Here is a 23823-nt window from a genome sequence, read left to right on the forward strand (position 1 = left end):
ACGTAACTGTAACAGCTCTACGCGCTCATCGGCACTTAACACTGTACCTCCTGCGGCTGCTTCCTGTTTCTTCTTCCAGTCATAGAGCTGATTCGGACGAATGCCCAGCGAAGCCGCTGCCTCCGCTACACTATAACCTTGCTCGGTGACAAGGGCAACGGCTTCTTCTTTAAAGGCTACTGAGTAGTTCTTGTAGACTCGTTTCTGATTCATAGACACCTCGATTTAGGACAGTTTATCCTATTTCTTTGTGTCAGGTTTTATTAGACCAGAACATACACTACATCTATTAGCGTAGTGTATGTATGCTTAAAATTCCAGTTAAGAGCCACTTTTTCGGTAAAATTTTGTTTTTTTTGGTTATGCACTTGCGAATAATAAAATTATCGTTATAATCGCAGCCTCTTCAGTTTGAAGGCATATAGCTCAGTTGGTTAGAGCACCACCTTGACATGGTGGGGGTCGTTGGTTCGAGTCCAATTATGCCTACCAGAATTCTTAAGCCTATCAGTAAGTTAGATTACTGATAGGCTTTTTAATTTTTGGCTTGTTCCTTTAATGTTCCCTTAACATTCCTATTAATTATCTCCCGCTGTATCAAGGGGTGTGGATTGAGTAGTGGGTCAAACATGCAGACGGCATTTGGGCAGTAGCCGACATCGACATCGACCCTTAATTCTTTGTTTCAAACAGTTGTTGTTGTATCGCTGCTGAAAAGGTGCTGCTATCGATTTGACCGGCGGAGGTATATATTTCCATACGAGTGTCAATATAGACAATCCACACCTCCTGAGCGCCTGCTTCTAGATATAAGGCTGTTATTTCCTCGCGCGAGTTAGAGGGAGTGATCTACCCCAGGAATAGTAGACAGTTCTAAAAGCGAGTATTCTTCTCCTAAAGAGGTACTCTGATGAGCACAACCAAAACCGAACCCCGCAAAAAAGCGCCCTATATTCGCCATAGCCGTGAATATAAAGAGGAAGCCTTGAAGCTAGCAGCCACCATTGGCATGTCTAAGGCCGCCAAACAATTGGGTTTACATGAATCCCAATTATATCAGTGGCGTAAAGAGCAGACCCATGCCAAGATGGTCAGTGAGCGAGAGGCAAATTTAGCGACAGAAAATGCCCGCCTGAAACGGCAACTGGCTCAGCAGGCCGAGGAGNTGCTGATCTTAAAAAATGCGGCGACGTACTTCGCGCAACAACTCAAGCGAGGTACGAGTACATGAAACAGCATCAAGAACAGTATTCGATTGACAGGATGAGTGCCTGTTTTGGGTTATCGCGTAGTGGCTATTGGTAGAAGCCTTACATGGCGAACGTTTTGCTACCCGTGAAGCCCTGCGCCAGACCGTCTTTGATTATATTGAGGTAGACTATAACCGAAACCGATTACACTCGGCTAATCAGTATCGAAGCCCGATACAATGTGAAGCGGATTTTTATAACTCCCTCGCATCTTAGACTGTCCATTTTTGATGGGGTAGATCAGTAGTTTACCAAACCGATTGAGTTCGATCTTAAAGGGTAGATTCTTTAAGAGCGGATTATCAATGACTTCTGACCATTCCATCGTGAGTTCCTTGGTGTTATGGCACTTGGCTTATTTTAGCATAAATTAGCCGCTAGGTTTCAATCAAAGCAGCGATTGCCCTGAGCGATTGCCCTGCCGTTGATGGGCTTTTTCCTTAGGGCACTACGGCGGGTTCATTACCTAACGGTGCCACCGCCATATTTGCGCCTCCCATTGGATGCACAACATATTGAGGGTAGGGGATAATAATGCCATTTTCCCGGAACGCTTTTTCAATCTCTACTAGCATCTGACTCGTAATTTGATTTTTCAGTTCGACATTACGAATAAAGAAGCGTAGTTCAAAGTTCAGAGCACTTTCACCAAAACTTCTAAATAACGCTTGTGGGCGCATGTCGACTTGATTGTTGATAATATCATTATGAGTTTTAGCTAAATTGACTAATAATGTCATTAAGTTTTCAATATGAGTGCCATAGGCGACTCGTAAGGGAATAATTACGCGCCCATAACTATCATTTAAAAATAGATTAGTCACGCGCCCTGAAATGAGTTCTGAGTTAGGTACAATAATATCCGCACGGTCAAAATCCTGAATAGTAGTAGAGCGGATGCTAATATCTTTAACATAACCCTCAGCCGTACCTACGCGAATCCAATCACCGCGTCGAATCGGGCGTTCAAATAATAAAATAAGTCCTGAAACAAAATTATTCACCACATTTTGCAAGCCAAAGCCAATACCTACGGATAATGCACCCGCAATAATGGCTAGATTCTGGAATTTTAAACCAGCGATAGATAACCCAATAACTATGGCAAGAATAATACCAATGTAGCCCGAAATAGTGGTCATCGCATCACGCGCACCCCGGCTGAGATTAGTACGTTTTAACCAGCTTTCAGATAAGTATTTTTTAAAAAATTGACTAAAGCTAATTAGTAAGCCGGCTGCTAACATACCACTTAATAAGCGAATAGGCTCTAAGGTTAAATCACCAATTTTAATACCATCGAGTAGCTTATTCAGTAATAAAATAATATTTTGCTCGGAAACACCCCATAAGCGTAATAGTAGGAGTAATGCTAAGCTATTTAAAATAATAGCTATAGCCAAGCGTACCCAAATTAACCCAGGAAAGAGCTGCCCTTCTTTGGTATCTAGTTTCTGCCGTAACTGGCGTTGCCAAGCCACTTTGCCGGTATCTAGCCCGTCACATAGCTCATTAGGAATATGCTGTAATAGCCAGAGCAGCATTAAAATGAATAGTGAGCCTAATACACCATAAAATAAAAATTCGGAAAAATTTCGATACCCAAACCAAAGCGCTCCTATTCCAACTAATAGGGTTATGGTGGTTAGCCATTGTAAGCGCATGCGTTGCACTAAGATAAAATGCCGACTGACGCGCCAGATTAAGGCAATAACAGCTAACCCTATGATTGTACCTATAATAGTACGGGCTATATTAATGAGGTCACTATCTAATAAGTCGACTAATCTAGAGCTAATAATGAGGTAGATAAAACCAGAAAATGCTAAGAGTTTAACGTAAAACTGAATAGGGGTACGCTCTGCTTTTTGCAGTGGAGTAAAACCATCAATCTCTGCTCCAACGCTCAAAGGAGCACGCATAATAGAATAGCTAATTAAGGATAAAAATAGATATAATGATATATATTCAAATAGCTTTTGTCCTTGTCCGGTTGAGTAATAGCTAAGATAAAGATAGATAAATAGCGCAAATAAAATAAAAGGCATTAAGCGCATCATGCTAGCCCAAACAGCATAAAAGGTGGGGCTACTCACTTCAGTCGTTTTTGTCTTGCTTTGTGCTAAGCGCCGTTTACGATAGTAAAGCCAAAAACTACCTAATATCCCACCTAATAAACCATAAGCAAAAGCATAGCGCAGAGTACCCCATGCAATATTGATATTATTGGTTACAGTGGCAAGGGTTTTAACTTCTGTTTGTATTTGAGCGGGATTAGTAATTAAACTTTGTAAGCTATTAAATAGTGAGGTTTGATGGGCAAATAAGCGGTCTTTTAAATCTTGCTGAATAATATCCCGTGCCGATTTTTGCAAAGTACTAGCACGTAGGCTAATCAGTTTACATTGAGAGATGCGTTTAGTAATGACTTGTACTTGGCGGCTTAATTCAGTACGTTTTTGCCTGAGAGCGACATCTTCTGAACTTTGCTGATCACCGAGTGATTTTAAGGACTCATCAATTTGCGCTTTTTGTTTTTCCGTTTCGGTAATACACGCTTGAGCATTTTGTTCATATTGCGTGCTTTGCAGCATAAGCTCTTCTAAAGCTTTAATATCCCGATTTTTTTGCCAAGTCACCAGATTGCGTTCGGCGATAGTGAGTTTAGCATTGACCATAGCTAATGCTTCGACACTATAGGGATCTTGTTGAATGTCCTCTTCAGCCTGAAGTGTCGAGGTATAGAATAGCCCTAGCCATAACCCTATAATAATAATCCAGCGCCCCATAATTAACCTTATCATTCCTTAACCTTGGATAATATAAGCCTTTAGACTGAGTCTATTCAGCGATAAAAATTAAGGGTATTACCCCCGTCATCTTTTTTACCATATGCCACGCTGAGTGTCCTGTAAGCTCAAGGTGGGCAAGCACTCTAGTGATGGCTTAGGCTCATCATCAATGCCTTCTGCTGCTCTAATATTATACTTTTGTGCTAGGATATTCACAGTGCTATGTAAAACTTCTTACCTCCTTAATAGTATTCACCAATGAACCTGTTGGACGATTAAGAAGACGAAAACGGATCGCTGCTGTATAGTGGCGTCTGCTAGTGAGTAGAGTGGAAACTTAATCATATCCTTTGATATCTCGTTGTCCGGTATCGCTGTCGCCTAAACGATGATAGTTAGATAAAAAGCAAGGTTTTAGTTTTTCAACATATGGATAAGATGTTGAAAAATATGATTTATTCTACTATAAAGTGGTCTGTTATTGTTCAGTTCAGCTAACTAGGTTTAGCATTTAACCACTTTGTATGGGGTAATGGAAATTAGGCTTTGCTACAATAGGGCTGGGCTGATGCTGATCTAAAGTAAAGTTATTTGACGGGCTTGCTGGAGGTTCTGTCAAATACAACAAACCATAATAGTTTGAATTTTAAGAAAAATTCTGGAGATTTGACATGAAAAAGAGCTACGCTTTGCTAGCTAGCAGTATTTTATTGGGCTTAATAACAACTTCTGCCCAAGCAGTGACTTTGTACGACTATAGAGAAGCGAATCCTTCCTATACTGATGCACAAATAGATGCTTCATTTAACGCGAAAACTAATAAAAATAAAACCATAACGACTACTACAGGGCAAAAAACTAGTTACGATTTAAATTTAAATTTTGACTATGAGAGAGTGATTTCTAATCCGATCCGCGATATTGAGTTTCTATCCAATATAAATGGCAGCTCGACTCGTGCTTCGACAGGCGAAAAATCTAATTCTTACAGTGGTACGGCGTCTGCAAACGTATTTAATTACTTTAAACCTAATAGCAAAGGTGCCTTTGTCTATGGTGGCGCTAAGGTTGCTGATATAAAAGGTAAAACAGGTTATTATGCAGCAGCAACGGCTGGGGTTGGTTATGGTCGTATCGTGGATGCAACGCCTATGTCACAGGCTATTTGGATTGTGAGAGAGCTACGTAAACAAGGTAAATTAACTGGTGATTTGTCGGTAACTGATTATCAAAACTTAGCACGTGTGATTGGCAAAAAAGATGAATACGAAGCACGTATGAGCCGAGTAACCGCTAATTATGAAGAGGCTTGGGTGGCAGATATGGCAAATGTCATTAATGCTTCCGGCAAAGTCAATGGTCAGTTAGATGCGGCGGGTGTGTTACGGATATATGATGTTGCTGTGAATGATAATGGTAACTTTATAACACGTAAGATCGGTTCACGGGTTAGAGCAGGTATTGGTTCGACTATTAAAAATTATACTCAAGATAGCAGTAAACCTTCGGCTGAAATCGTAGGCGAGTACCATCGCCCGATTAATAATGACTGGCAGTTCTCTAATGTGGCCTCACTCACTGGTACGGTAGATAGTGATGAGAATGGTTATGATCTGAACAATGTCATGTCATTTGATAGACAAATCAGTAATAAAGCGTATTGGAAAAATTCATGGACAGCCAATCGTAATAAATCTTATGATCAAGGTGTGAAAACTACGACAACTAGTAATATTTTAAGTACTAAATATTATTATTCATTAGGTAATCGTGTTGCATTATCTACTGGATTAGAAGTAACTAAATCAACAGATTTGAAGACCGATACTACCTTTACATCAGGTATTACCTACAAACTACGTTAATTTGTGATGCTAGTTTAGTATTGAGATCAAAGAGAGGCTTTTTGCCTCTCTTTGCATTTCAGGCTTATACTAATGCGTTCTACCTAATAAAACTATTCAGCACTAAAGCACAAAACGTATGTCAGCCTTGCTCACCACAGATCATCTTATTGCCTGTCCAGCCTGTGGTGTAGTACATCAATTTCAAAATCTTATGCCCAAAACACAAGCACGTTGTCAGCGCTGTGAAACGGTACTATATCGCTATCACCCCTACTGGCAGAGTCAAAGTGAAGCCTTATGGTTAGCGGCTTGTATACTCTTTGTGATTAGTAATAGCTTTCCTTTGTTTATGATGCGCACGCAGGGCATGATGCAAGAACTTAGCATGCTGCGAGCCGTCACCGCCTTTTGGCAAGGTGATTTATATTTAATTTCCGCACTATTAGCCTTAAATCTACTACTCTTACCCTTACTAGAACTCGTGATCGTCGGTTGGGTTTTGCTAACCTTACGTCTACAATGGCAAGCGGCGAGGGCATTGCTATTATTGCGCGGCTTACAAGAGTTTAAGCCTTGGGGTATGTTAGAAATTTTTATGCTCAGCACCTTGGTAGCACTGATTAAATTAGGTGATTTAGCGTCTTTAGTAATGGAAATAGCCTTTTTCTCACTCAGTTTACAAATTATCGTTATCGCCTTATTAAACCGTGCCTTTGAGCCGTTTTGGGTATGGCGTACCCTAGGACAATTAAAACAGACCCAAACACCCTCATGAGCACTGCATTTAAAACGGCCTCTGATTATGATTTGATAGCCTGTGAAGTGTGTAATTATTTGAATGCTCGCCCACCGGCTATGGCTCACCCGTGGCAATGTGTGCGCTGTGGGGCAAAATTACCCCTGACGAAGCATTTATCACGCCGCATGGAGATCACTTGGGCCTTACTAGTGGCAGCGACCGTATTATTTATCCCCGCTAATTTATTGCCCGTGATGAGTTTATACATTTTGGGTAAGGGTAGTCCGAGTACTATTGCCGAGGGAGCCTTACAATTATGGCAGCACGGGCAATGGCCTATTGCATTATTGATTTTTGTAGCGAGTTTAGTCATTCCGCTAGTCAAGATAATAGCCATCGGTTTTTTGTTAATTTCAATCCATTATCGATCCCGCTGGCGTTCTAGAGAGCGGATGAAATTGTATAAAGTGATTGATTATATTGGGCGCTGGTCAATGATAGATGTTTTTGTGGTAGCCATTTTGGTAGGGATAGTGCAGTTTGGCAATATTGCTTATGTTGAGGCCAATATGGGTTCGTTATCATTTACTGGGGTTGTCGTATTAACCTTATTAGCAGCACGTACCTTAGACGAGCGTCAAATTTGGGAGTTTGAGCGTGGCTGAGCAACCCGTTCTCATTGATGCCCCTTTGCCGGTAGCAGTACAGCGTTCACGTTGGCCTTCGCCGATTTGGTTGATTCCACTACTCGCTCTAGGGTTGGCGGGTTGGTTATTGTATACCTATTGGTATCAACAAGGGCCGAGTGTCGAGGTGTATTTTAATAGTGCGGAAGGGATTGTCGAGGGACAAACCGTGGTGCGCTATAAGCATGTGGTCGTGGGACGAGTAGAACAGGTGTCTTTAGCGGCACGAGAGAATAGTTCAGAGCTATTACCCGTGGTCAAAATGCGCTTGAATAAGGAAATTCAGGACTTAATGAATTGTAATGCTCAATTTTGGGTCGTGCGTCCGCGTATTAAAGGGGCGGAAGTATCCGGTCTGGGGACTTTATTTTCGGGATCCTATATTGGTTTACAACCTCGACCAGAGCGTGCCGAAACGGATGATGGTTTTAAGCTATGTTATCAAGCACTCGAAGATCCGCCACCGATGAACCCTGAGCGTCCGGGGCGGCAATTTATTTTAGAAGCCGACAGCGTAGGTTCGATTGATAATGGAACCCCGATTTTCTATAAACAATTGCGCGTGGGTGAGGTGGTGGATTATCGTCTCGTGCGTGAGACAGGTAAGTTTGAGGTGCGGGCGTTTATTGATGATCCTTATTATACCTTTGTCAATCCAAACAGCCGCTTTTGGAATGCGGGCGGTTTAGACTTTAAAATGAGTCCATCGGGGGCGGAGTTTAGAATGGAGTCCCTGAGTGCCTTATTGATTGGTGGGATTGCGTTTGATGCTGGGCGTGATGGTGAGAGTGCCGATAGCTCTACTACAAGTAAACCGAATAGTCGCTTTCATTTGTTTAAAGACTATAAAAGTAGTCAAGAGCGGTTATATCGGGATAAGCTTTATTATGTGATGCACTTTAGTGGCTCGGTGCGTGGTTTAGCTGTAGGTGCCTCAGTGGAATATCAAGGCGTGCCAGTGGGTAAAGTAGAAGCAATTGAAATGGATCTTGACCCTAGCAACTTACAAACCCGTATTCCGGTCAGAGTCGTATTGGAGCCGCAGCGTTTTGCAGAAGATATTACCTTAGAGCAAGCACAAACTATGCTGGAAAAATTAGTCGAGCAGGGGGTGAGGGCGAAGCTGCAAAACGGTAATATTCTAACCGGACAAGCCTTTATTAATCTGGTTCAAGAGAGTAAGGCTAGCCCTGAACGTATGAGTCAGGAGGGGACGCGTACGGTATTTCCCACTAGCTCCACCTCATCGGAAGATTTAACCCGTATTGCGCTAGACATTGCCAATGACTTAAAAAGCACAGTGGCGAGTGTGCGGCGCTTTATGGATAGCAAACAGTTAGACCATACGGTCACGAATGCTAATGAATTGATTGATGATACCCAATTCTTAATGCGGGATGCGCGTAAAGCCGTGGCGGATTTACGTGTTGTATTACAAACACTAGAAAATGAAACCTTACCCAAAGCCTCGCACGATTTTACTAGTGTGGCCAATAGTATTAATAAAGCGATTCCACAGCTTAATCATGATGTGACTAGTGTGGCCAATAGTATTAATAAAGCCATTCCGCAGGCAAGTCATGATCTGACCAGTGTGGCCAATAGCATTAATAAAGCCATTCCACGAGCTAGCCATGACTTGACCAGTGTCGCCAATAGTGTCAATAAGGCGATTCCTCAATTTAGCCATGATGTGACCAGTGTGGCCAATAGCGTGAATAAAGCCTTGCCTGTCGCGACCAATAGCTTTGCTCATGCGGCGAATAATTTGAGCAAGGCACTGCCTGAAGTGCAGGGCGATGTGCGGCGTGTGTCCAATGATTTGGTGCAAACCATGCGTCGCTTACAAAATTCATTAGGGCATATGGATAAGCTATTGGCACAAAATTCGCCCACTCAATATCAATTAATGGAAATGATGCAAGAGGTTACTACCGCCGCACGAGCCATTCGTGATTTGTCTGAGCGTTTAGAACGTAAGCCCGATTCACTGATTCGTGGCAGGAGAGAGTAATGCGTGTTCAGTTAAGTTTATTCCTATGTAGTATGTTCTTAGCAGGTTGCTCTCTAGTGGGAGGGAGTAATGTTAAGGTGGCTTATCATACGCTGAGTAGCCATATGAGCTTAGGCTCAGCCGCTCCAGAAAAATCAGCGCAAATTGCTAGCATTGGTGTAGGGCCTTTAAAACTACCCTCGGTATTAGATCGTAAGGGGTATGTGGTGCGTGAAGACGCGAATACGGTACAGGTACGTGAGTTACATGAGTGGGGTGGGGAATTACAAGATGAGTTTTTAACCGCTATTACTCAGCAAATTCAAAATCGCTTACCTAGCACCCGTGTGCAACGTATTCCTTGGGAAATTACCCAAACCCCGCGCTATCAAGTGAGTTTAGTCGTCACGCAATTTGATGGGCAAGCACAGCGAGAGGCCGTGTTATCGGGTACTTGGCAACTGCAATATGCCAGTGATGGGCGTATTGTAAGCACCCATCCATTCCATCTACAGGCTGTTGTACGAGGTAAGGAGATAGGAGATATTGTTAAGGCGCAAACCGTATTAGTCGAGCGCTTGGCACAACAGATTGTCGAGGCTCTGCCTTAGGTGATAGCTATGCAACTATCACCTTGAACCTATGCTGGTTAAACCGTAGCCCCTGGTGCGGAGCTTACTGCGGTTCTATTGGTTGGGGTATCACTTAAATTACCCCTAACGGCAGCCGCAATAACAGCATCCTCTGGGGTGACAGTCGAGGTTGTGGCAGCAGTGGCTGTCGTATCAGCCGTCGTTGCAGTGACAGGTGCTGCCTCGGCTGCTATGCGGGGCGTGGCAATGCTTGTCGCCATACGAGTCGCCGCTAAGGAGGTTGGTGCAGCTAGGTTGCGTGCTGCAGTGGCAGTAGTATTGGCGACTCCATTAGGGTAATTCTTTAAAAGATAATGATAAAAAGCATTCAACGCTGACCCTGAGCCTTGATAACCCCACGCTGTCACTCGTAAATCGCGCGTTTGTATTTGTGGGTAATCGGGTGAGTTCTTAAATTTCTCAAATTCAGAGAGTAGAAAACTATTGGTATAAGTTGCGTTATTGAGCGTGGTGGTGCCATTGGTGTTTTCTTTAACGCTAATCGATCCCGGCGTGTTAATAGTCGTAGACCCCGGATTACTCGGAGCTGCTACGGGTAGAGAGGTCGCTCCGACCATTTGCTGCAAAGCAGTGATGATCTTGCGGATCATATTGGCCATAGAGGTTGAGAGTGTTATACCAGTATTCTCTGCTTTAAAACTCTTCGTGGGCTGGGGAGGAGAGACTTTGGTAATAGGGTGGTTGGTATGAGAGGTTTTTATATTGCTCGGTTGATTAATCATGAGACTCATTTTAATACTCCTTATGAATCTGATCAGCGTCCTGATCGTGCTGGGCTAGGTGGTTTAGTATGGAAAGATCAAAGAGGGCGCACGAATGCTTTAAGACTAATGGGGAGGATTTCTAGGATGAGCGCTAAAAAGGTATTAAAACGCTGAGCAGCCGCTGCTATTGAACGCTGCTCACGTTGTCAAGTGATGCTATTTTCTGGTCTGAGTCCATTGTTTATAGGCTGCTAAATCATGCTCTTTACCTGCTGCATAACCGGCCTCATAGGCGGAGGTAATACGCTGCTCTTCGCGTTCGGGAATGAGTAAATAACCACATTGAAAACCTTGTACAAATTCTGGATCCGTACCGGCTTGCTCCATAGTGACAACGGCTTGGTAATATTGCTGATTCATGTTCTCATCCTCTATTTAAATAACTACGCGGCGGCTTTAAACACCGCTAAAGCGCGACCATTATCGAGTACCGTACGAACCGCATGTGCTGCATCAGTTAATTGCGGATAACGCCCTAAATGGGTGAGTAGGATCGCACTGGCATACACAATACTGTCGTACATTAAGCCTTTTTCACCACCGAGAGCCGCTAGGCCTAATTGTGCTGAGCGCTCTGCTAGTGCATCACTATTGACCGTGGTGCTAAGCTCATCTTGAGCAGGTGGTAAATCATCCGGTAGGGGAATAGCACGCGTAGAGGCCTCAATACCTAATGGAGTAGGGCTTAGATCCCATTGGGTTAATTCGCCCGCTGCTGGGTAATAGAATGCTTTTCCGGCTTGTTGCAAGGAAGGGATAATGCCGCCCTCAACCCCACGCACAAATAGAGCGCTATTAAACCCAGCTTGGCGGGCTAAATACGCATAAATTGGGGGGTAGGCCGTGTGTACATAGCCACCCATACAATGCGTTTGCTCCGCACCCCGAATCGGACCAATTAAGGTCTCTACGGTGGTGAGTATTTGGCGCTTAATCATGCGCTGGCGAATAGGAATTAAAGCATGCAATGCAGGGGCAAATTGGCTTTGATCCAGATAAGTCCAACCAATCTGTTCTAGCTGCTGGCAGGCTGCTGCAGGGCTTAGATTCACCTGAAGACCGGCTGCTTGTAAAATCTTATGATGAGTCGCACCGTATTTAGGCCCTACTTGCTGGAGGCCATGAATAACCGCGTATTCTCCCAACGCAGCCAATACCGCAGGCACAAAACTAGAGGCAGGTATGCCCCGTACATAACCATCATAAGGATCGGATAAATCAACCACCTGAGCGACCTTGGCGGTCTGAATAGTCGCGGTATCAATAATCGCTTGTAGTGTGCCGCGATTTTCGGCCTCCGTCTCACGCTTCATGCGTAAGGCAATAAAGTAAACCGCTATTTGTACGGGGTCAGCCTGACCCGTAAGCATATAACGCATCGCCTGATAGGCTTCTTCATAGCTTAAGTCCTTACTATATTCGGGGCCTGTAGCTACTTTTTGAATACATTGGCGCAAATTATGCTGAAGTTCTAAATCGGTCATCATCGGTTTGTTCATAGGGGTAAAGTGTAAAAGTCGGACTAGTAATACTAAATACCTCTACAGGGGTAAAGAGTTTGTCTAGGGTGAGGCAGTGGTTTGTGTTAGGTTAATAGAGGCAAGCCTAACGCTATTTAAGGGAAAACACATGTCTAATCCTATGCCGGATGAGGTTGATTTAGCCAGTGCTATTGCAGCCTTTGAGGCCAAAAACTTTGCTCTTGCCATGAGATTACTCTCACCCTTTGCCGACGTGGGTCATGCTCAAGCACAGCATTTGGTGGCAATTATGCATCAAAATGGTTTGGGCGTGATACGCAATGAATTAGCCGCCTATAAGTGGATGAAAGCTTCTGCCGAGCAAGGCTACGGTTTAGCTCAGCATGGTTTAGGATTTATGTATCTGGAAGGCGAATGTGCGCCTAAAAACCTTATCTTGGCTAAAGAGTGGTTGCAAAAAGCCGCTGATCAAGGCCTAGAGGGTTCGTTAGCCCTATTGGCCTATTTAAAGCAAAGTGAATAGAAGCTGACTATTAAAATAATTATTAATTAAATTTATTCACCTAACGACAGTGATTCCTGAATACAGTACACTGAGTTTAAGTACCTAAAGTAATCGGATATTTCTAACAGCCAGACTGCTCTAGAAATACCTGCTTATTTTTAAGCAGATACTTAGTTAATTATAGTAATAATAGAGTCATTATCATGAAAAATTCTAAAAAACCTGTATCTTACGCAAAACAAAGACCCTTAGTCACCGTAGTGGTGAATAATCAAGAAGTTATGCAATATGACCGCCGCAAAACTCCCTCGACTGAACAATTTGCCTATATTGATAGTATGGATAAGCAAATGGATCAGGGGATTGAAATGAGCGGTGTATTCCATAAAAAGCCCGATCCTATTGTTAAAAGCCAGTTAGTAGCACAACAGTTATTAATAGCATTAGCGGCTAAAAACTACTCCCTAGCCGCAGCGATGTGTACTTGGCTCAGTGAGCGTATGCCGGAACTAGTGAAGGTAAAGGCTACGGGTACAGTAGAGTCTATGCAGGTGGATTTAATGTTTGCACGTCCGACCTAAAAAAGTCAGGCTGCTTAAGTATTGATTCAGTCGTTTATTGGCAGACTACAAGTGCTCGGAAGGGCTAAGTATTAATAAGCAAGGAGCTATCCTAAAGCAGGGTCAACATCAGGGCTAAAGGGGAGTTGATCCAAAGCTTTTGTAGCTCACTCATTATGCTAATAGATGGGGGCAGTATAGTGAGTGAATAATAAGAACAATAAAGCGTTTGAGTTGCGGGTATGGAAGTGATAATAATAACAATAAATCCATACCCGCAGTCAGTTTTATTTAGGGCAGTTTAAAAGGAATATTATCAATTAAACGCGCCTTACCTAACCAAGCAGACGCTAGTAATACTAAATCCTTATCCTCTGGATTCGGCGCTAATAAATCAGATGCTCGCCTAATTTCAATATACTCCGCCTTAAAACCTTTACTATCTAATTCATCCATAGTCCACTGCTGTAAATCTTGATAGCTGGTATAATCTCCCGCATATAAGCGTTGGAGTGTGGCTTGCAAGGTTTGTTGTAGGCGTGGGGCTATAGCGCGTTGCTCCGCATTAAGATAGTTATTGCGTGAACTCATGGCTAAACCATCGGTTTCACGTACCGTGGGTAGCTCAATAATCTCAATAGGCATATTCAGATCAGCGACCATTTGCCGAATGACCATGAGCTGCTGAAAGTCTTTTTGCCCAAACAAGGCCACATCCGGTTGGACTAAGTTAAATAATTTACAGACAATGGTCGCCACCCCTGTGAAATGTCCGGGGCGCTTTTCACCTTCTAAAATATCACTAATACCAGGTACTGTGACACGTGTGGCTAAACCGCCGCTAGGGTACATCGCACTAGCCTCAGGGGTAAAGACCGCATCACAGCCCACACTAATGAGCTTTTCCATGTCCTTGTCTAAGGTGCGTGGATAGTTGACCAGATCATCAGGGCGATTAAATTGGGTGGGATTCACGAAAATGGACACAATGACACGCTCACCTAAGGTTTGAGCATGTTTGACTAAGGCCAAATGTCCCGCATGGAGATTACCCATGGTAGGGACTAAAGCGACCTTAATACCTTGTCTACGCCATTCACGTACCAATTGCTGTACTTCAGCCGGTGTTACTACTGTCTTAATCATACGAACCAATGCTCCGCAGAGGGGAAGGTACCTTGTTTAACTGCATCATTATAGGCTTTTATAGCGTCTGGAATGGTCGCTCCGCCCACCATAAAATTACGCGAGAATTTAGGCGCATGAGCACTAATACCTAACATATCGTGCAGTACTAAGACCTGACCATCACAATTGACCCCTGCACCAATACCGATCACTGGAATAGTAACCGTTTGAGTAATTTCTTGTGCTAGTGTAGTGGGTACACATTCGAGTACTAACATATCCGCCCCCGCATTTTGCAAAGCGATAGCATCCGCTAGTATTTGTTTAGCAGTGGAGTCGTCACGCCCTTGTACACGATAGCCCCCTAATTTATGTACTGATTGAGGTTGTAGGCCTAAATGCGCACAAACGGGTACGCCATAATGGGCAAGCTGAGCTACCGTATTGACCTGTGGCGCTCCCCCTTCTAATTTCACCATATGAGCGCCACCCTCTTGCATTAAGCGGGTGCTATTGCGTAGCGCCATTTCAGGGGAGGTGTAACTCATAAAGGGTAGATCGCCCAATACTAGGGCATGTTGGGCAACACGGGACACTAATTTAGTGTGGTAAACCATCTCATCCATGGTGACGGGCACAGTCGTTTCATGCCCTTGAATGACCATACCTAATGAGTCACCTACCAGAATAATATCGATGCCTTGCTGATCTAACACTCGGGCAAAACCTGCATCGTAAGCTGTTAACATGGTGATTTTTTCACCTTCTCGCTTCATTTTACGCAAGGTGGTGACAGTTATGCGGGGATTTTTCACAAGCGTCTCTTCCTGTTTAGGGTCACTCTAAGGAGGTATTAACATAACAAACCCTTAGCACTTGTACATCAAAAACAGCTACACGGTGCATACTATTGGTGCACAGTAAACGGTCAGGGAAGTTGGGTAGCAAGATATAGGTTATGTTCAATATAAGCGGCCTAGCTTAGCGATTAAATACGGCCTTGCCTAGAGTAAAACCAGCATTTTAGCGCTAATTGCAATGAGTTATGGCCTGATAATGACGTAAATATTGAGTTGTAGCGACTACTTTAACGATAAAGTCTAAGGTTTAAGCTTCTTAGGGGAATGGCTGCTATGCGTTCAAATTCCCCTAAAGAAATCACCCTTTTTTAGGAGATTATTTTGTTGCTGGGGGTGTTGTCGCTTTGCCTAAATTATCCCGCTTCATTTGAATCAACTCATTGGCTGAGCCGGCATTATCCATGAGTGCTTGATCGTAAGCGGTACGTGCCTGATCTAGCTCATTTTTAGCAGCATAAATATCGCCGCGAATATCTGCTAGCAAGGCTTGATAAGAGGTAGGGAATTTTTCATCCACAATTTTTAAAGCCTCATCAGTTTTATTCTGAGCGACTAAAACCCGCGCTAAGCGTAATTTAGCGATCTCTTTATAGGCATCTTCACTACCATTATCGACGACCCAACGTAATCCTTGAATCGCTTTATCATAGTCACCCACTTCAGCATAACTACGGGCATAATCTAATGCCGCTAAAGACGCATAGGACGTTTTACTATAGTCTGCTTGTAGTTTGGTGAGGAGATTCTCTGGTACTAAGCCATCTTTATCTTGTTGAATCTGATGGTAAATAGCAGAGGACTCTTCCATGGTTTGATTTTGATATTTTTGCCAATATTCATAACCAAATAAGGCCGCAATCGCTAAGCCTATGCCTGCAACCACCGAGGTGCCATGTTGACGCCACCAGGCTTTTAACTCTTCCGCTTTTTCCTGATCGGTTTTTAATTCATCTAATATCGCCATTACTAGCCCCTAGTATTATGCTTTTTGAGTAAGGTGGGAGGATAATTGAGTCAGCGCTGCCTCTGGGGTTAATACCACAGGCTCGCTACGTTCCCGTAACGATTTCAAGGTAAGCTGCTGAGGATTATCAAAGGTAAGACCAAAGGTGGCACCGGATTTATCCGCTCGTTTGAGTTGTGCCTTAAGGCTACCCCCTCCGCCATTCATGATCATAGTGAGTGTTGGTAGAGCAGAGCGCAGTTGCTCAGCAAATGCCATGCCCGCCACCACTTGGGTGGGGTCTACCATAAAATAAATATCCATCGGTTTAGCCGCAGGAACGAGCGCACGATTTTTGAGAATATGCACTAAACGTTCTACTCCCATGGCAAACCCAAAGCCTGCCGTCGGTGCGCCACCGAGTTGTTCAACTAAACCATCATAACGTCCGCCGGCACAGATAGTACTTTGTGAGCCTAAATCTGCATCGGGGGTAATCCATTCAAATACCGTACGGGAGTAATAGTCTAAGCCACGTACTAGACGGGGATTAATGACAAATTCAATCCCCATTGCCGTGAGTAAGGCTTGCAGTTGGGCAAAGTGCTCGGCGGATTCGGTATCTAAATGTTCATGTAAGCTCGGTGCTCCTGCTACTAAGGCCTTCATTGCCGGATTTTTAGTATCTAAAATCCGTAGCGGATTAGTATGTAGACGACGTTTAGAGTCTTCATCCAACTGATCGGTATAAGCGGAGAAGTAATCTACTAATAACGCGCGATAAGCTTGACGCGATTGTGGAGTACCGAGTGAATTGAGTTCTAGACGATTATCGCTTAAACCGAGTTCTTGCCAGAGACGCGCCGTCATAGCAATGATATCGGCGTCAATATCAGGCCCTACCATACCAAAGGCTTCCGCACCCATTTGGGTGAATTGGCGATAGCGTCCCTTTTGTTGACGCTCATGCCGAAACATTGGCCCTGAGTACCAAAAGCGCTGCTGTTGGTTATAGAGTAAACCATGCTCTAAGCCCGCACGGACACAGCCTGCTGTACCTTCAGGGCGTAAGGATAGACTGGCTTTTTCATTATCACGATCATTGAAAGTGTACATTTCCTTTTCAACGATATCTGTGACTTCACCTACTGCCCGACTAAATAACTCAGTTGCCTCTACGATCGGTGTACGAATCTCATTAAAACCATAACGAGTAAATAAATGGCGCACAGTGGTTTCGAGCGTATGCCAATACACCATATCCTCAGGTAAGAGGTCATTCATCCCTTTGGCAGATTTAATTAAATTAGCCATTTATTATTCAACCTTGAAAGTCGCAACACTACCACGAGTATAAGGCGTGAGATCGTAGGGTTGTCCATTAAGTAAGAGTTTCATCCCTGTAGCATTACCAATTCTAAACAGCATGGGTGTTTTTGCACTGAGTTCTTTAACAGTATTGGGCGCACCTAAGGCTTCAAAAATACGTTTGCCTTTAGCATCCTTAATTTGCATCCATACTTCTTGCTCAAACTCAATGCGTATGGCGACCTCTGTACCAAGTGGATTACCCTGAGCCGCTTCTGCGGTACTGCTATCGGTGGTAGCCGCAGGTGTAGTAGTCTCTGGAGTAGACGGATTAGGGTCAGTAGCAGGCGGTGGGGGCGGAGTCACAATATTGGTCGTGGGCGCATCATGGCTTTGCGGCTGCGGTGCGGTGGCTTGTGCAGCAGTAGCAATAGGTACAGCTGGATTGGGTAGGCCATTGGCTAAAGTAGCCGGTGCATTCACATCCGTTGTAACAGTATTAGTGGTTGTAGCAGGTGTATTCACAGCGGGCGCAACAGTGCTCGTAGCTGTACTAGTGCTAGAGCTTTGAGTAACCGTACTAGTGGTTGTGCTGGGTAAATCTTGTGTATTTGCTACAGGCTGATCGGCTGCTATGGCTTGAGCCGCTGGCGTGGTCGGGCGAGTCACTGCACCTGCGGTGGAGGCCGTAGGACTATCCATACCCGGATTCGCCGCACCTGTTAAGCCCGCTTGGCGTTGCAAATTTGCTTGTTGCGTCTTATAGGCAAACTCATTCCACGTCGTCTGTGCCCAATTACGTACCCCCGGAATCATGCTAATCAAGATTAACAATAATACTAATAAAGCAATGACGCCCAAACGAGCCATTTCGGGGGAAATACGAGGAGCGGTGCGTTGAGTGTTCAAGGGCGAAAAGTGTTTCTCCATCGCATCAGGATCAGCACCCCGCAAAATTTCATAATTACGAATTAAGGGCGCGGCATCGAGTTCCCCTAAACGTGCATAGCTACGTAAATAACCCCGTACATAAGGCGGCTCGGGCAAATGAGCAAAATCCTCATTTTCCAAGGTCACTAAAATTTGGCGAGACAAATGCATATGCTCAGCCGCTTTATCCAGATCAAAACCCGTATTTTCTCGTATGGCTTTGAGTTGTTTAGCCAAGTCGCCTGCTTGAACAGAGGACGATCCTTGTGGTGTACGGTTCTCTGTTGGCTGTGTCATAGTCCCTCTGATTTCATTATCACAATCAATGATTATTAATTAAGTCGTTGTGCTTCAGCACTATTAGGAAAACGTGTCAATAATGTTTGAGTACATTGCTCGACCTGAGCAGTATCATTTAAAGCCCTACCGATCTGGGTACACAACATCAGCGACTCTGGTGTTACAGGCGCATTGTCCCGATATCTAAACCAAAAGGCTTGTGCTTTGGCATAATCTTGGCTTTTATAATTCAACTCTGCTAATTGATAGAGTGCTAAACCAAAATCTTCATTTGCCTGTAAAGCCTGATGAAAATAGCTTATTGCCTCAGTCGGATGCCCTTTTCTGGTTAAACATACACCAATATTAGTATAGGCAAATTCCGGCGTACGATACAGCGGATCACGTAATGCCGTTTTAAAGGCTGTAATCGCCTTATCATATTGCCCGACTCGACAAAGATGTGAGCCATAGTTATTCATAAGCTCTGGGCTGGGCGTTTTACTTAAGTGTACGGCCTTAGCAAAATAGCGCGTGGCACTAGCATCATCCTTGAGGCGTTCTTGTAGCAACGCATAATAATGATTAGCATCCACTGATTGTGGATGATATTTCAGTGCTTTATCTAAATATTCTTTGGCTAAATCTAAGCGCCCGCTTTGTAAATATCCCACCCCTAACTGTGCATTATAAGAGGCCGCTTTAACCGCATCGCCCCCACTGCTACCTGCCGTACTAGTAGTAGAGTCGGTGCTACTACAAGCACTTAATACCCCTACTAATACACTACTGATGACCAACCATCTAAGACTTGTTTTCATTGTTATTGCCCTTTTCAATACGGGCGAAGTGTATTTCGCGGCGGCTGCGATCATTGACTTGTCCCGCCAACTGACCACAGGCGGCATCAATATCATCGCCCCGTGTTCTTCTTGTTATCGCAGTATAGCCGGCTTGTGCTAAAATGTCGCCAAATCGATGAATCCGATTATTACTAGAGCGTTTATAGCGCGTCTCTGGAAACGGATTAAAAGGGATGAGATTAATTTTTGAAGGGATACCTTTTAGAATTTTAGCTAATTGATGCGCATGCTCATCGCTATCATTCACCCCATCTAGCATCACATATTCCCAAGTAATTTTTTCGCGGTTTGAGCCTTTTTTATCTAAAAATCGCTCACAAGCCGCCAGTAATTCCTTAATAGGATACTTTTTATTTAACGGTACTAGTTGATTGCGCAACTCATCATTCGGTGCGTGCAGGGATACCGCTAAGGTGACATCAATCACATCCCCTAAGCGATCTAAAGCTGGCACAACGCCTGAGGTGCTCACGGTGACGCGCCGTTTGCTTAAACCGTAAGCATTATCATCTAGCATCAGCTCTAGTGCTTGTACGACGGCATCAAAATTGAGCAAGGGTTCGCCCATACCCATCATGACAACATTCGTAATCACGCGTGGACCTTTGGGTTCTTCTTGCAGTAAACGTCTAGCTAACCACAACTGTCCAATAATCTCAGACACTTTAAGATTACGGTTAAAGCCTTGGCGTGCAGTCGAGCAAAAGGTGCAATCTAAAGCACAGCCTACTTGTGAGGAAATACAGAGCGTACCTCTATCCTCTTCAGGGATGTATACCATCTCAATGGCATTACCCTCTGGCAGTTTGAGTAGCCATTTACGGGTGCCATCGGAAGCATTTTGATCAAGGACGACTTCAGGAGCACGAATCTCCGCATGCTCTTGCAGATAGGCACGTAATGACTTACTGAGGTTAGTCATGGCATCGAGACTATCTGCCCCCATTTGATGCAGCCACTTAATCACTTGAGTGGCGCGAAACGGTTTTTCACCGATGGAGATAAAATAGGCTTTTAAGGCCTCATGACTAAAGTCTAATAAGTTAACTTTAGCGCTGTTTGAGACAGGGCTTATAACCATTTCAGGGGCAGAAGTAGTCACTTAATCGTTCTCACCTTAGCGAGTGCGTGGGCATAATGTGTCGCCGAAGAAATAGGCAATTTCAATCGCCGCATTTTCTTGGCTATCAGAGCCATGCACTGCATTTTCATCAATACTGTCAGCAAAATCAGCACGAATAGTACCAGGCTCAGCATTTTTAGGGTTAGTAGCACCCATTAATTCACGGTTTTTAGCGACCGCATTCTCACCTTCTAAGACCTGAATCATCACAGGGCCTGAGGTCATGAAAGACACTAGATCTTTAAAGAAAGGGCGCTCTTTATGTACCGCATAGAAACCTTCGGCTTCTGCTTGGGTGAGGTGTTGCATACGTGCTGCAATAATCTGTAAGCCCGCATCTTCAAAGCGAGTGTAGATTTTACCGATAACATTTTTGCCGACTGCATCAGGTTTAATAATAGAGATAGTACGTTCAATAGCCACAGTGATACTCCAAAAGCTAATTAATCAAGGATTTTCAATAAGGGCGCAATTGTAATGACACTAGGGCGTAGTAGCAAACATATTCCTGTTTCTTTCTAGGTGTGTTTTATCTTTTAATGAAACTGGTAATACAATCACCACCCGTTCATCATACAAGGAAACCCAATGTCTAATCTGACCACACGTTCTAGTCTGGCAGTTGCATTGTTGAGTGCCACTCTCTTCACTAGTGCAGCTAGTATCGCCTCTGCAGAACAGGCTCCTGATATTAATTTCATGCCCAAAGAGGGGTATGCCGCGACAGTGTCAGGTACTAAGTATGTAGAGCCTTCAGCCTCGCGTCCTTTGATAGTGGGTGAAAAAATTGATCGCCTGACCGAACGGAATAAGGCAGGTGAAACGATTCTACAACGTTTGACCGAGCGCACCTATTGGGTACAGACTGGTTTTTATAACACGCTCTTTTATGTGGGGGATGAGGGCGTACTATTAATGGATCCACTAGGCGAAGGCTCCGGTGCTGCGGTACAAAAGGCCATTGCTAGTGTTACCGCTTTGCCCGTTACGGCTTTGGTTTACTCACATGATCATGCCGATCATATTGGTGATGCCTCCTTATTTGTGGAAGCGGCTAAAGCTGCTGGTAAGCCACTACGCATTATTGCCACCGATGCCACTGCTGCTAAACAGCAATACCTGAAATCAGCCCTACCAGCTCCAACTGAAACGGTAGCCTTTGATGGGGGTACAGCCAGTTTTGAAAAGCTGACTCTCAAAGCCCAAGGTTTTAAACGTGCGGCTCATACCGATGACTCAGCGGCTTGGCTCATGGTCGAGGAAGGGGTACTACATGCACCCGATATGACTAATCCTGACCAGATGCCTTATTTAGGCTTTGGCGGTTCGGAAAATGCGGTTTATCTAACGGCTAATTTGGAGCAGCTCGCAGCAGGGGATTGGAAATATTTCAGTGGTGGACATGGGAATATCGGTAGTCACGCTGACATTACTTTTATGCAGACCTATGTCGCTGATCTACGTGATGCAGTATTGAAAGCACAACAGGCTGTGGATGCGGGTAAGTATTTTAATAAAGAGATGAATAATCATGAGGCCGCTGCGGCGGGTTGGTTGCGTGCTGTAGCAGAGGAGACCACCAATACCTTACGCCCTAAATATGGTAGTTACTATGGTTTTGAGGCTTCTGTACCATTTCAAGCTGAAATGGTGGCTGAAGCCCTAGGCTCTTATCGTTAACCATAAGAACGCTAGTAGACCTACACTAGTAGCTAGTGTAGGTCTTAAGTTGAGTAAAGCTAAAGTATTATTCAGCCTCACCTGTAGCTGCTGTGGCTACTACCTTATCACCCGCATTATTACCAGTGAAGCGATTGAAGTTAACAAAGCCCGTGTCGAAAATATCTTTTACTTCGTAAAGCTTATAGGTTTTATCACCTTTTTTCGCCATAGTGCCATCTAAACGTTCAAGTGCTCCGCTACCATCGGTATCCGTTCCGGTACGTTTCTTACCATCACCATCGGCGGTTTGACCCCATAGACCATGTGGCATGACCCCATCGGTAGCCACATTGGGGCTGGCAAATTTAACATCCATATAACTGCCTTTAGTGATGAGCGAGAGATTATATTCACCCGCTTTGACTTTTACAGTGCTACCTTTTTTCTCTACTGCACCGTTTAAGTAAGTGCCGTCTTTTTGTTCTTGACCGTTAATTTTGAGTTTACCGGCTTTATCAAACGAGATTTTGTCATTGCCAACGGTCAGACCAAAATCCTGCATGAGGTTGCCTTTAAAGGTAGAGTTCAGTTGAACGCCTTTATCACTCAAGAGGTTATAAACTTTATTATCATCCCCTTTAACATTATAGGTATCACCTTCGGCACCTTTAAAGTGTGGGTCACCCCAGACTTGTGCACCATTACCAACAACAACGGGTCTACCACCACCAACACTGCTACCGCCGCCAGTGCCGCCCGTACCACCAGCACCGCCTGTACCACCAGCTCCAGCACCGCCGCCACCTAAAAGGCCGCCTAGGAGTCCACCTAGATTAAGACTGCCGCCACCTGTGCCACCAGCCCCACCTGCTCCAATTTGTTGTAGGAGCTGTATGAGAATTGCCATGAGATTATTAGTCCCACCGCCGCCTAGTGATATACCACCACCATGGCTGGAACCGCCGCCGCCTAGTCCTTGAAAGAGAGCTGATAATTGATTAGAGGGATTGTTACCTACACCTCTACCACCACCTGTAGTAGTACCGCCAGCCGTAGTGCCAGTCTGGGTAGTATTGATTTGGTTAAGATTGAGCATTTTCTAACCCTTTAGTAATTGATCTTGCAGTAGCAGGGTTATGAGGTCTCGATTGGTTAGTTATAATGATGTGAGTTAGATGGAGTACCTTTCACCTACTAGTAATTAAAAGCTTAGATTTCTTATGAAAAAAAATAGCTACTAACAGATTATCGAGTCCATTTGTCTGATAGGCGCAGGTTACTTCCCCTGTATGTCAGGGGATAAAACGCATGAGTGGCGACCTCATAATACAAAAAAGAGCACTAAAGTAGTTGGGTGCGAAACCATTTAGGCTATACTATAGAGGCTTAGATAGCTGATCATTAGCTCAATTATTAATACTATTTTGCTTAAATTTGAGCTACACCCTAGTGAGTAA

25 protein-coding genes and 1 tRNA gene are annotated in these 23823 nt (G+C 44.2%); 11 read left to right on the plus strand and 15 right to left on the minus strand.

Annotation, left to right across the window (positions count from 1 at the left end; genetic code table 11):
- On the minus strand, positions 1 to 213 hold a 213-nt coding region (locus tag A3IK_RS0115175; RefSeq protein ID WP_020560834.1), incomplete at its 3' end, for a transposase.
- Between the two features lie 202 nt (positions 214 to 415).
- Here A3IK_RS0115175 and A3IK_RS0115180 point away from each other — a divergent pair.
- The 3 genes from A3IK_RS0115180 to A3IK_RS20945 all read left to right on the plus strand — a co-directional run bounded on the left by A3IK_RS0115180 (position 416) and on the right by A3IK_RS20945 (position 1466).
- Positions 416 to 492: transfer RNA gene (locus A3IK_RS0115180), tRNA-Val, on the plus strand.
- Positions 493 to 910: 418 nt separating this feature from the next.
- Entirely contained in the window at positions 911 to 1231 is a 321-nt protein-coding gene (locus tag A3IK_RS0115185; RefSeq protein WP_020560835.1) for a transposase, read from the plus strand.
- 67 nt (positions 1232 to 1298) lie between these two features.
- On the plus strand, positions 1299 to 1466 hold the full coding sequence (locus A3IK_RS20945; protein ID WP_083915751.1) for an IS3 family transposase: 168 nt from the start codon (positions 1299 to 1301) through the stop codon (positions 1464 to 1466).
- Here the strand turns inward: A3IK_RS20945 and A3IK_RS21605 are convergent.
- Entirely contained in the window at positions 1405 to 1575 is a 171-nt protein-coding gene (locus A3IK_RS21605; protein ID WP_020560836.1) for a hypothetical protein, read from the minus strand. The genes A3IK_RS20945 and A3IK_RS21605 overlap by 62 nt on opposite strands.
- A 115-nt stretch (positions 1576 to 1690) precedes the next feature.
- On the minus strand, positions 1691 to 4054 hold the full coding sequence (locus tag A3IK_RS20520; protein ID WP_083915752.1) for a mechanosensitive ion channel family protein: 2364 nt from the start codon (positions 4052 to 4054) through the stop codon (positions 1691 to 1693).
- A 659-nt stretch (positions 4055 to 4713) separates the two neighbouring features.
- On the opposite strand from A3IK_RS20520, the gene A3IK_RS0115205 reads away from it, so the two are divergent.
- The 5 genes from A3IK_RS0115205 (at position 4714) to A3IK_RS0115225 (ending at position 9918) form a co-directional block, all read left to right on the plus strand.
- The gene (locus A3IK_RS0115205; protein WP_020560839.1) at positions 4714 to 5907 is read left to right on the plus strand and encodes a hypothetical protein; all 1194 of its coding nucleotides are present in this window, start codon (positions 4714 to 4716) and stop codon (positions 5905 to 5907) included.
- Positions 5908 to 6025: 118 nt separating this feature from the next.
- Positions 6026 to 6664 carry a paraquat-inducible protein A gene (locus A3IK_RS0115210; protein ID WP_020560840.1) on the plus strand — a complete coding sequence of 213 codons (639 nt, stop codon included), beginning with the start codon at positions 6026 to 6028 and terminating at the stop codon, positions 6662 to 6664.
- Entirely contained in the window at positions 6661 to 7293 is a 633-nt protein-coding gene (locus A3IK_RS0115215; protein WP_020560841.1) for a paraquat-inducible protein A, read from the plus strand. Before A3IK_RS0115210 ends, A3IK_RS0115215 begins: the two co-directional genes overlap by 4 nt.
- Complete coding sequence (locus A3IK_RS0115220; RefSeq protein ID WP_020560842.1) at positions 7286 to 9328, plus strand: PqiB family protein; 2043 nt, start codon at positions 7286 to 7288, stop codon at positions 9326 to 9328. The genes A3IK_RS0115215 and A3IK_RS0115220 overlap by 8 nt, the downstream gene beginning before the upstream one ends.
- Positions 9328 to 9918 carry a PqiC family protein gene (locus tag A3IK_RS0115225; protein ID WP_020560843.1) on the plus strand — a complete coding sequence of 197 codons (591 nt, stop codon included), beginning with the start codon at positions 9328 to 9330 and terminating at the stop codon, positions 9916 to 9918. The genes A3IK_RS0115220 and A3IK_RS0115225 overlap by 1 nt, the downstream gene beginning before the upstream one ends.
- 38 nt (positions 9919 to 9956) lie before the next feature.
- On the opposite strand, the gene A3IK_RS0115230 is transcribed toward A3IK_RS0115225, so the two are convergent.
- The 3 genes from A3IK_RS0115230 to A3IK_RS0115240 all read right to left on the minus strand — a co-directional run bounded on the left by A3IK_RS0115230 (position 9957) and on the right by A3IK_RS0115240 (position 12211).
- Positions 9957 to 10691, minus strand: a complete 735-nt coding sequence (locus A3IK_RS0115230) for a hypothetical protein (RefSeq protein WP_020560844.1) — start codon at positions 10689 to 10691, stop codon at positions 9957 to 9959.
- 189 nt (positions 10692 to 10880) lie between these two features.
- The gene (locus A3IK_RS0115235; protein WP_020560845.1) at positions 10881 to 11084 is read right to left on the minus strand and encodes an Alvin_2107 family globule sulfur oxidation protein; all 204 of its coding nucleotides are present in this window, start codon (positions 11082 to 11084) and stop codon (positions 10881 to 10883) included.
- Between the two features lie 23 nt (positions 11085 to 11107).
- The gene (locus tag A3IK_RS0115240; RefSeq protein ID WP_020560846.1) at positions 11108 to 12211 is read right to left on the minus strand and encodes an anthranilate phosphoribosyltransferase; all 1104 of its coding nucleotides are present in this window, start codon (positions 12209 to 12211) and stop codon (positions 11108 to 11110) included.
- 142 nt (positions 12212 to 12353) lie between these two features.
- On the opposite strand from A3IK_RS0115240, the gene A3IK_RS19740 reads away from it, so the two are divergent.
- Positions 12354 to 12728 carry a tetratricopeptide repeat protein gene (locus tag A3IK_RS19740; protein ID WP_020560847.1) on the plus strand — a complete coding sequence of 125 codons (375 nt, stop codon included), beginning with the start codon at positions 12354 to 12356 and terminating at the stop codon, positions 12726 to 12728.
- A 185-nt stretch (positions 12729 to 12913) separates the two neighbouring features.
- The gene (locus A3IK_RS0115250; RefSeq protein WP_020560848.1) at positions 12914 to 13291 is read left to right on the plus strand and encodes a hypothetical protein; all 378 of its coding nucleotides are present in this window, start codon (positions 12914 to 12916) and stop codon (positions 13289 to 13291) included.
- 270 nt (positions 13292 to 13561) lie between these two features.
- Here the strand turns inward: A3IK_RS0115250 and panC are convergent, their stop codons facing one another.
- The 8 genes from panC to ndk all read right to left on the minus strand — a co-directional run bounded on the left by panC (position 13562) and on the right by ndk (position 21127).
- Positions 13562 to 14416 (minus strand): pantoate--beta-alanine ligase, encoded by an 855-nt coding sequence (gene panC / locus A3IK_RS0115255; protein ID WP_020560849.1) that lies wholly within the window; start codon positions 14414 to 14416, stop codon positions 13562 to 13564.
- Positions 14413 to 15213 carry a 3-methyl-2-oxobutanoate hydroxymethyltransferase gene (panB, locus tag A3IK_RS0115260; RefSeq protein ID WP_020560850.1) on the minus strand — a complete coding sequence of 267 codons (801 nt, stop codon included), beginning with the start codon at positions 15211 to 15213 and terminating at the stop codon, positions 14413 to 14415. The genes panC and panB overlap by 4 nt, the downstream gene beginning before the upstream one ends.
- Before the next feature lie 361 nt (positions 15214 to 15574).
- On the minus strand, positions 15575 to 16222 hold the full coding sequence (locus A3IK_RS0115265) for a YfgM family protein (protein WP_020560851.1): 648 nt from the start codon (positions 16220 to 16222) through the stop codon (positions 15575 to 15577).
- A 15-nt stretch (positions 16223 to 16237) separates the two neighbouring features.
- Complete coding sequence (gene hisS / locus A3IK_RS0115270; RefSeq protein ID WP_020560852.1) at positions 16238 to 17515, minus strand: histidine--tRNA ligase; 1278 nt, start codon at positions 17513 to 17515, stop codon at positions 16238 to 16240.
- A 3-nt stretch (positions 17516 to 17518) separates the two neighbouring features.
- Positions 17519 to 18736, minus strand: a complete 1218-nt coding sequence (locus tag A3IK_RS0115275; protein ID WP_083915754.1) for a helix-turn-helix domain-containing protein — start codon at positions 18734 to 18736, stop codon at positions 17519 to 17521.
- Positions 18737 to 18771: 35 nt separating this feature from the next.
- A complete protein-coding gene (gene pilW / locus A3IK_RS0115280; RefSeq protein ID WP_020560854.1) occupies positions 18772 to 19539 on the minus strand; it encodes a type IV pilus biogenesis/stability protein PilW in 768 nt (255 codons plus the stop codon).
- On the minus strand, positions 19523 to 20662 hold the full coding sequence (gene rlmN, locus A3IK_RS0115285; RefSeq protein ID WP_020560855.1) for a dual-specificity RNA methyltransferase RlmN: 1140 nt from the start codon (positions 20660 to 20662) through the stop codon (positions 19523 to 19525). The genes pilW and rlmN overlap by 17 nt, the downstream gene beginning before the upstream one ends.
- Positions 20663 to 20698: 36 nt before the next feature.
- Entirely contained in the window at positions 20699 to 21127 is a 429-nt protein-coding gene (gene ndk, locus A3IK_RS0115290; protein WP_020560856.1) for a nucleoside-diphosphate kinase, read from the minus strand.
- 165 nt (positions 21128 to 21292) lie between these two features.
- Here ndk and A3IK_RS0115295 point away from each other — a divergent pair, with 165 nt between their 5' ends.
- A complete protein-coding gene (locus tag A3IK_RS0115295) occupies positions 21293 to 22384 on the plus strand; it encodes an MBL fold metallo-hydrolase (RefSeq protein ID WP_020560857.1) in 1092 nt (363 codons plus the stop codon).
- 67 nt (positions 22385 to 22451) lie between these two features.
- Here the strand turns inward: A3IK_RS0115295 and A3IK_RS20525 are convergent, their stop codons facing one another.
- Positions 22452 to 23462 carry a hypothetical protein gene (locus tag A3IK_RS20525; protein WP_020560858.1) on the minus strand — a complete coding sequence of 337 codons (1011 nt, stop codon included), beginning with the start codon at positions 23460 to 23462 and terminating at the stop codon, positions 22452 to 22454.
- Positions 23463 to 23823 lie beyond the last annotated feature (361 nt).

Source organism: Thiofilum flexile DSM 14609 (assembly GCF_000380185.1).
GTDB classification, from domain to species: domain Bacteria; phylum Pseudomonadota; class Gammaproteobacteria; order Thiotrichales; family Thiotrichaceae; genus Thiofilum; species Thiofilum flexile.